At 61.7% G+C, this 9,474-nt stretch carries 5 protein-coding genes; 2 read left to right on the forward strand and 3 right to left on the reverse strand.

Annotated elements, in window-relative coordinates; all coding sequences use genetic code 11:
- Together PLJ71_05090 and PLJ71_05095 are read right to left on the reverse strand one after the other, a co-directional pair.
- Window positions 1-2,511: DUF4838 domain-containing protein (locus PLJ71_05090; GenBank protein ID HQM48039.1), on the reverse strand; the 2,511-nt coding region annotated here is incomplete at its 3' end.
- Window positions 2,512-2,549: 38 nt separating this feature from the next.
- Window positions 2,550-3,755: a hypothetical protein gene (locus PLJ71_05095; protein HQM48040.1), complete on the reverse strand. Its 1,206-nt coding sequence runs from the start codon at window positions 3,753-3,755 to the stop codon at window positions 2,550-2,552.
- A 221-nt stretch (window positions 3,756-3,976) separates the two neighbouring features.
- Between PLJ71_05095 and PLJ71_05100 the strand changes: the two genes are divergently transcribed.
- Window positions 3,977-7,327 (forward strand): hypothetical protein, encoded by a 3,351-nt coding sequence (locus PLJ71_05100; GenBank protein ID HQM48041.1) that lies wholly within the window; start codon window positions 3,977-3,979, stop codon window positions 7,325-7,327.
- A 73-nt stretch (window positions 7,328-7,400) separates the two neighbouring features.
- Complete coding sequence (locus PLJ71_05105) at window positions 7,401-8,699, forward strand: hypothetical protein (protein HQM48042.1); 1,299 nt, start codon at window positions 7,401-7,403, stop codon at window positions 8,697-8,699.
- A gap of 71 nt (window positions 8,700-8,770) precedes the next feature.
- On the opposite strand, the gene PLJ71_05110 is transcribed toward PLJ71_05105, so the two are convergent.
- On the reverse strand, window positions 8,771-9,474 hold a 704-nt coding region (locus PLJ71_05110; GenBank protein ID HQM48043.1), incomplete at its 5' end, for a hypothetical protein.

Below are 9,474 nucleotides of genomic sequence, written 5' to 3' on the forward strand. Positions count from 1 at the left end.
TTCCTCTGGGAGAAGCAAGGTCTGCGGGGTCATGGCAAAACAGGGAGGAACGGTCAAGAGGCGAATCGCTCCTTTGGCGTAGCATATACGCCAAACGCGTCCGTCCTCGCCATCGGGCACTGGCACTCTGTAGAAATTCGGTTCGCGGCCGTTGAGCCAGAATTGCGGCCGGTCGGCACTGTCGCGCACTTCTCCGTGCCCCCCTCCGAACAAACCAATCGCGGCCGTTCCTCGGGGCACATAGAAATAGCCGGTCCATTCCCCGTAGGAGCCATTCATCGGCGTATCCCCGCTCGATAAGACAGTCATGGGCTCATCCTCAGGCCAGGTGACCTGTGTCCGGTCTCCGCCATCGTCGACAGTAAGCTTGTAGAGACCGGATTCCTGGACAGGCAGCCTGACTGTATGTTGAACCCCATCGGGCGCAACGCTTCGGTCGCTTGCGGACAGGGTTTCCTTATCTCCCGTTTCACTTGAACCGCCCATTTTCCAGAGCTCGACTTTGACGTTTCCCCGGTCGCGGTAGTGTTCGATGAGACCACCGGTGATGGCGAGTTCGATTGTCGCCGGAACATCCTGAACGTACGTGTAGAAAGTCTGGGTACCCCGGCCGGGACCAAGCTCACCGGCAGGAAGCCCCGCCGGGAATTTCAAGGTTGAGGCGGCCGGGACCAGACTCGCGCTGAACGTCACGGGCTCGAAATCCAGCTCCACGAGAGGATGTCCAACGACTCCCTCTTCAATGAAGGCGGCGAGCTCGGGTTGCGTGAACGGCTCGCTGGATTTCCAGGGATTGTCCCCTTCCGGCACGTCCCAGGCGGCAGTATCCGGAATCGTCACCGTCTTGTCGCGGGTCACCAGGTCGCGATAGAGGGCTTTAGCATGCACAAGCATGGTTTCGCGCATGCGGTACGCGTGGCGAATCAGTTTTTCAAATGCGGCTTGCCTTTCCGCGCCTTCTGCCCCGGCATACTGTTGATAGAGTGAGCAGTAGCGCGCATAAAGAGTCAGAGCATCGAGCCTGGCGGCAATACCCGGGGAGTCAGCAAGCTCGCGGGCATCCCGGAGTGCGCGGTACATCCTGCCAAGCTGATCGTCCACAACCAGATGGGGCTTCGAGCCGTCCAGCTGTTCGTAGAAGGCCCGCATCGGTTCCTTTGCGGGGCCAAAGGACCGGTCGAGGAAATCTTCGACCAGCTCGCCGGTCCGTTCCGCCTCCGCTGGGTCCCACAGCATTCGCGCCGCCAGATAGTACCCCAGGCCGTTCGGCCCCCAGTTGTCGCTCGATTCGGCGGACATGTAGCGGGCCCCTTTGGCGTGAAACTCGGGGATCGTGCGGCGCAGATACTCGAGGTTGCCGCCCCGCGCCTGACCCGCCTGATCCCGATCCCACGTGTTCACGCTATAGTATTCGCGGATGCCGAGAGTCGCGCCTTGGGCGGACCATCCGGTGATGAGTTCCTCGACCGTATACCCTCCTTTGATAAAGGCCGTCGCCACGCTGACCACCACGTTCGGATGAACCCGCACGCCCGGCGCAGGGGAATGGTAGTTGTACGCGTAGATGCCCACGAGTTTCCCAGGAAACCTCGCATCGACCGCAGCGGCAACCTCATTCGCAACCGTGACGACGCGATCGCTCACGCTTCCCATCCCCCTGCACAGGGGGCACTCGCACCACCCCCCGCCATCGCTCGGGTCCATCGAGACGCTATCGAGCGACGGGTCATTCTCGAACTGCTCCAGCGCGTACTTGACGAACAGCGCCCGAACCTCCGGATTGCCCAGACAGGGTTTGGGATTGGAGACTTTCTTCCGTTCGCCGTCGAGCAATGGCCAGTACTCCGGATGCGCATCGAATTCCTTCTCCGCCCATTTGACGATATGGTCGTACGCGTGGCCGGTATTCAGGGCAACACCGTGCACGCACCGGTTCCTCGCGCACCACTCGCCGTAAGGCTCCTGTGCATAATCCCAAGGTCCCCAGCCATACCAGATGCGCCGTGCACGATAGGCTGGCCGCTCGACTTCATCGAGCGCGATACACACCGTTTCAAGCCGCGGCACAACTTCCCAGGTCTGCCCGGGAAAAAACTGCCGGTACCCAAGCCGGTAGAGGAGATCCCAGACCGCATGTTCGACCGCGAGCTCCGTCGCCCCGATGAGCCACAGGCCCTTTGCGTGCGAGTGCAGCACATATTCTTCGCGCCGGCGAATGTCTGCTGCATCAAATCGATGCGCGAGCCGCACTGCCGCAAAATCGCCGCAGGCGCCGACTGCAATGCCGCTCTCGCCGTTTCCGGTGGCGGCCGGGAAGTCCGTGCCGGCGATTTGGCCAAGGTATTTCGCGAGCGTCTCGGCCGCCGCGCGCACACGCGCGGATGCGTGTTCCGAAACGACTACGGGGTACGCCGCTTCCCCGTTTGCCGCCAGAGTAACTTCTTCGGAAGCCTGCCCAACGGCACAACACAGCATGAAATACACCGCCGCCACTCTGCATCCCCGGATCATGCCCGCCTCCCTTATCTCATTCGAAGGCGCCAGAGCCTTCACTCATTCCATAGCTCGCGGATGGCCGCTTCGTCGCCGAATCCTGCCGGCACGGCATCGCTTCGCCGGTTTGCATGGTACCAGCTCGTTTCGGTACCGTCATCGAACGAGACCGGCACCGCAAGACACCTGCTTCCCGGCATCTCGAGGAACCCGTTGGGGTCATGTTCGCGCACCCAGTCGCGGGCGTACCGCAACCATCCGGCGCGATAGGCCGCGGGTTGGTGGGCAAACCACACGATCTCGTCGTAGCCCCAGCACCAGAATGCCCCGGTATATTGGCCCTCCTTGCCGCTCCGGCCCCAATTGTCGAGTTCGACCAGGTACGGGAGATGTTCGCAACGCCATCCGCTCGGCGTAAGCCCCCCGTTGCTGCGGCCGTAAATGCTGTCGATATACCCCACTTCGAGGATGCCTTTCTGCGGCTCACCCTCGACTTCCTTGATGCGCAGAGGAAACGCATGGAAATCAAACAACAGCTTGTCGCCGTCGTAGCGGGGCCCGCCATCCGGAGTGTGGGCATCGCACAGAATGAAATGCCGCCGCGCATGGTCCTTCGCATACCCGCGGACGCGCGCGAGCATGTCCCACCAGTGCACGTAACCGGGATCAGCCGCGCCTACGAGCGCCACCTGGCCGAAATGAATCGCCTCACAGCCCGCGTCGATATAGAGGCGGGCGAGATGGTAAAACCACATCCGCGTCTCGAGTTGCGACATGTCGGGAACCGAAGCTCCGGCGCTCCAGTGGTCTCGGTACTTTCCGTCGGGGAACAGCATCGCCTCGTAGCTGAAACTGCGTTGCTCGACGGGCAGTCCGAACTCCTCGAATACCCAGCCCGGCACGGTAACGCTCCCAACCTGCGTCGTGACAATCTCAAAAATCCCCCCCTGGAGAATCATGTCGGGGTCCATGGCGCGCACCCGAGGCACGATTTCCGCTGCCCGGCGGAGCCTGCCGCCAAGATGCTGTTCGCCTCCCCACAGATACAGAGTGCGCCCCGCGAATTTCGCGCCCGTCTCCCGGAGCATGCGCAGGTTGTCGTCCACGTCGCCCACGCCCGTCAGCAAATCCATCATCGTAATAGAGCGGGACAGGTAGTTCTCGAGAACTTGGCGCGACATCGAGCCGTCGAAGGTGTAATCCCGTCCGCTCGAAGCGCCGGCGCTTGTTGCCGCCAACGCCAATGCCATGACCACACACATGATTTCAGCCCTCCAGTGAATAGCGACATCCTAAACGCCACCCCGTGCGCGGCGCAATCGCGTGAATCCAATGGGCACAAACGTGCGTGCGCCGCCCCGAATTTGGGCAATGTTCAAAGCAGACGCGTTGAGAAGAGCCCGCGGAAGCAATACAATCGAGTTGAGCAATCCGGCCGTTCGGCCAACACGTCTGGTTTTAAAAAACGGAGAAGGGGCCTGAAATGTCAACGTCGCAGCGCTTATTCCCTCTTTTCTTGACCGCAACGTTTCTTCTTGTATGCGCTCAAGCGCCCATCGCGCAAGAACCAGTAATTGCCGTATTCGACCTGGGCACCGCGCGTCTGTCGATTGACGCCAAGGGGTATCCCGGCCTCCAAGTGGGAACGGACAACATACCCTGGCCGCCAAGCGTTCATCCCATACTCCGGCTGGATGCCGAGAAGGGCCTGCTCCTGCCGGAATCCGTGACGGCCGACAATGGCCGCCTGACAGCCCTGTTTCCCGGCGGGGCCGTGTGCGAAATGCTTGTCACGCCCGGCGCGGGCTTCCTCGTGTTCGAAGTGACGCGGCTGGAGGCGCCCGGCACGACCCGCCTGAGGCTGATGTCACTGACCGTGCCGCAGGACGCCGAGATCATGTCGACATTGAACGCCGCGCGGACACCCACCCACATCGCAGCGTTGTCCGCGGCCGAGTTCAACGTGCACTCGTACAAACAGGCTATCGGACGCCGCGACGGCGACCGCGCGGGATGCACCCACGAATTCGTGCCTACGGACGAAGCCAAGGCCGGCGCGACCGCAGCGCGTTTCACGGCAACGGCCGGCGCGGAAACCGGCGGCTGGAACGTTGTTGGGCATGATTTCCCCAAGCCTGTCGATCTCACAGGCTGCAAGGCCATTCGCGCATGGGTGTCCGGCGACGGCAAAGGCCAGCAACTCAAGATCCAACTCAGTGATGGGCAGAACGGCTACCGGGACAACTACATCCCGATTTCCTTCGAAGGCTGGCAGCAGATCACGATCGATACACCCGCCCTGGACACCTTGCGCTACGACCACGTCGCGACCCTCAATATCTACTACAACGGACTTCTCCCCGCCCAGACGGTTTCCTGCATCATCGATCAGATCGAGGCTATCGTGGAACGTGACGGCACGGAAGAGCCGATTCTCCTCGAGGATTTTGAACGCCCGGGCTCTCTCTTCTGGACCGAAGAGACCCAGACCCTCAATCTCGAGACGCTCGCGGGGCACGGTCTCTTGCCTGCGCGGTTCGGACTGCTCGTGAGTCCCCAGCAGGATTTCATGGATACCATGGAGCGGTTCGAAATCGCCGGGGGCCTGCCCAGTCCGCATCCCGGAGGTGTGTGGAACAAGCGTTCACCTTGGATCGAACATTCTTACTTCTTCATCACGCAGTTCAACGAATCCCAGACAGATGACGTCATCGCCATGGCCCGCCGGGGCGGGTTCGACATGATTCTCATCCTTCAGAACGTGTGGACAAAGGCCACGGGGCATTTTGAGATCAATACCGGCAACTTCCCCGGCGGCCTCGATTCGCTGGTCAGCACCGTCCAGCGCCTCAAGGATGCCGGGTTTCATGTCGGGTTCCATCTCTTGGGCGCATCCATCTATCCCCCCGACACGTATCTTACGCCCGTGCCCGACCCGCGTCTCGTCAAGGGCGCGAACGTCGAGCTTGCCGCGGCTATCGACGAGAAGGCGGATTTCATCCCAACTGCTGCCCCGCCGGATGCCTTTCCGGAAGAAGACGGCGGCTACAACGGCGAAGGTACGGTCATCCAGATCGATAACGAGTTGATCCATTACGGCTCGCGAAGCCTGGACGCGCCCGTGGGTTTCCTCGGCTGCAAGCGCGGCCACCTCGGCACCACGCCCGCGCCCCATGCTCAGGGCGCCCCCGTCATGCATCTCAGGCGCTTTTACGGATATCACGCGTACGATATGGACACGCCGCTGCTCGACGAGGTATCCAGCCATTTCGCCCGCGTGGCCAACGCCTGCGACATCGACATGATCTATTTCGACGGGTCGGAACGTCTTCAGGGCGACCACTGGTACTACAACGCGAAACTTCACAAGACCTTCTTCGATAAACTCGCGCGCAAAGACATCCTCATCCAGGCCAGCAGTTTCAGCCACTATTCCTGGCACATCCTCGCGCGCAGCGCTTCGGCGGACGGCCATGGCGATATCAAGGGCTACCTCGACGAACGTTCCGGCTGGTTCGATTCGTTCAAGCGCAACGGCATGCCGCTCGATATCGGCTGGTACTATGGATACGACCCCAACTGCGCACTCGACATGTACGAATACGTCCTGGGCGCGACGATCGGCTACGACTCTTCGATGTCCTTCCAGGTATCACTGGATGCGGCCCGGCAACACCCCTTCACGGGCGACATTCTCGATCGCATCGCCAGGTATGAACGTCTTCGCCTCTCCGGCCGCGTTCCTGAAGACATGCGCAACCGGCTGCGAATCGACCCCGCCCTTGCAGGCGAGAAATCGCCCGAGGAACGCGCAAAACTGCTCGATTTGCGCCGGGAATACCGCTTGCTCGGCGCGGAAGGCGAAGAAGTGTTTCAGCGTGTGATCTACGACCCATGGCACGAGGTAGATCCCGCTGACCCGGCCAGCGCGCAATGGACCGTTCGCGTGCCGCTTGGCCCTGCCCGCGCCGGCGTTGAGGTACACGCGCTGCCGGGCCCATGGAGCGCGCCGGGGCCGTCCTACACCGCGCAGGAAGCAGTTACCCTGGAAACCTTCGACGAGCTGGCCCCTTATCTCCCCGGCGATGCCGCCGGCGTGACCGTGATCGCGCACGGAGAGGCCGGAGCCACGCTCGAAGGCGTCACGCAACAGTTCGCCCTGTCCACGGATGGCCCGAAGGAAGGCAGCCAATATGCCGTGTATTCGGCCCAGAGCACTTTGAGTACCGATGCGGGCTGGACGGTTATCGGCAAGGCATTCGAGCCGCCGCTCGATATCTCATGGCACAAAGCCATCGGATTCTGGCTGCGCGGCGACGGCAACGGCGGCAGTTTCAAGCTGCAGCTGACCGACGGCGTCAAAGCAGACGACTTCTACATCGCGAACAACTATGCCGGCTGGCGGTACCAGCAGCTTGCCCGCCCCGAGTCGGATCCCATCGACTACTCTCAAGTCCGGCGCCTCAATTTCTATTACAACGGTCTGCCGGCCAAGACCTCGGTATCTTGCGCCATCGACGACGTGAAGGCGTTGCCCGCGCTCGACGTCCGAACCCTGGTCGACCCTTGGCTGGAGATCGGCGGACGGCGAATCGACTGCCCGGGCACCCTCCGCGACGGTCAATACGTCATTCTATGGCCCGGTGAACCGTTGCGGCAGTACGGACTGCCCCTGGCCGAACCGGCGGCATCCGAAGCGCCGTTCGAGACGTTCGAGTTGCCCGAGGGCGAGCACACCGTCCGGTTCGGGTGCCCAGGGCCTTTCATAGCGCCTGTTCGCGCGCGCATCACCCTGCAGCCGCCCGAACGCTACGCGATGCCCGCAGCGCGTTGATGTGCCCAGCGCATCGCTTTTATACTCGGCAGGCAGCACATTGAGAAGGCTGTCTACGACCGGAGGCCTCGGCATGACGTCTGTGTATCGGTTTTGGTTTACTGCAATCGCTCTGGCGGCGTGTCTGGGCGTTCTTGCCGGAAATCCCGCGCCAGCGGAGGAAGCCGCTCCTGCATCGTGCGAGCCAATCACCCCGAACGCATTCCAGGGTTCCGACATTGAACGCATCAACCAGGCCATTGCGGCAGCGGCAGCTTCCGGCAGGCGCGTTGTGATTCCACGAACCAATCACGCCGCGGATGGCTCCCGCGCTGTCTGGCTGCTTGACTCGGCGATACTCGTTCAAAGCGGCACGACGCTCGAACTCGAGAACTGCCATATCAAACTCTCCGACCGCTGCCGCGACAACTTCATCCGCAGCGCAAACTGTGGCCTCGGCATCGCTGAAATCGCCCCGCTGTACGATATCCACATCCGGGGCATCGGGAACGCGCTGCTCGAGGGCGCAGACCGCCCACGCGCCACCGGCGACAGCGCCAAGACTCTCGGAGAACGGACCTATGGCACGGACGCGGGCGTCGAGGGAGAAAGCCAGACCGGCGATTGGAGAAACATCGGCATCCTGATAGCGTTCGTCGAACGCTTCAGCATCGAGAACATCCGAATGGTCGACTCCCACGCATGGGCTATTTCGCTCGAACGCTGCGCGTTCGGCAGGGTCCGCGACGTCGACTTCGCGTCCACCGGACAGAAAGCCATCGACGGCAAGACCGAAACGATTCTCAATCAGGACGGGTTGGACCTACGACAGGGCTGCCACGATATCCTCATCGAAAACATCACCGGATACTCCGGCGACGATCTTATCGCGCTCACCAACATTCTCACGGCTGGCGCTGAGGCCGGCTCCACCGAATCGACCATGGTGAGCGCCGCCATCGACCGCGGAAATGGAACAGACGACATCCGCAATATCACGCTGCGAAACATCCGCGGATATTGCGCCGGCGGCCATCACATCGTCCGGTTCCTCAACGCCAGCGGCCTGAAAATTCACGACGTCATCCTGGACGGGCTCATCGATACCTCCGGCTCGACGAAACCGTGCCGCGCCGCGCTCAAGATCGGCGACAACAATCCGAAGTGGGGCGGCGTCACCCCCTTGGGCGATACCTGCCGCATCTTCGTCAACAACATCATGAGCCGCTCGCAGCACACCATTCTCATCGCCGGCTCGCTCTCCGAATCCATCATCACGAATGTGATCAAGTACGACGCGGAAGGGCCCCCTATCACTTACGAATCCGGCGAAAACAACGTCCGCAACGTCCTCATCTCAAACGTGCGCGAGATGGTTCCTCCGCGGGAATGATACGGCAGCGTTCCCCCTCGCCGCCCAGCCGCGCCGCAGAAACGAATGCACCGTCCCGGTGAAGCGGGGTCTCACCGCAAAACGCTGTCGGCCAGCACGGATTTTTCGCCCTGGCTCTGCAGGATCTTGTCGAACTCGGCCAATTCCGCGTCTTCCACGATGGTGTAAGGAAACTGCTTGACCTCGCGCTGATCGAGCATCTGGACAAGCCCTTTCTCGAAATCCGACTTGCTCGCGGCAATCACCTGGCATCCGAGCGACACGTTGGGTTTGAGGGGCGTTTCGCTGTTTATCGGGCGCTTCGCATATGCCGAATGGATGTTCGCCCCCGTAATCTGCTGTTCGCCTTTGACCCCGACCCTCGTTCCAGGCGCCGCGTTCCCCAGAAGACGGTACGCGGGATCCGTGCCCCGGTGCTTGCCCCGGACGTACGTGACCTGTTTTGATTTCAACCGCCCGACCCCTTTGTCCTGGCTGCTGGACTCCGTAGTCATCCGGTATTCAAACACCTCGGGCGGCGCCGAAGGCGACTCGACGACCAGATACATGGTGTCGTCATACGTCTTGTTCGAGTTTGTCGACAACCCCCTGTCGAAATCCAGCCCCCGGACAGCGATGGCATTCGCAGCGGGTTTGTTGCCCTCGGGCCCGGCCCAATCTCCCCCCTTGAGAGCGACTATCAGCCGCGCCTCCATCGCAATGGCCTTCGCGTCCACCTCCTCATAGACACGCCGAAACGAATTCTTCGCGTCCGCCTGTACAGGTTCCGGCACTT

Source organism: Candidatus Hydrogenedentota bacterium (assembly GCA_035416745.1).
Classification (GTDB): Bacteria; Hydrogenedentota; Hydrogenedentia; order Hydrogenedentales; family SLHB01; genus UBA2224.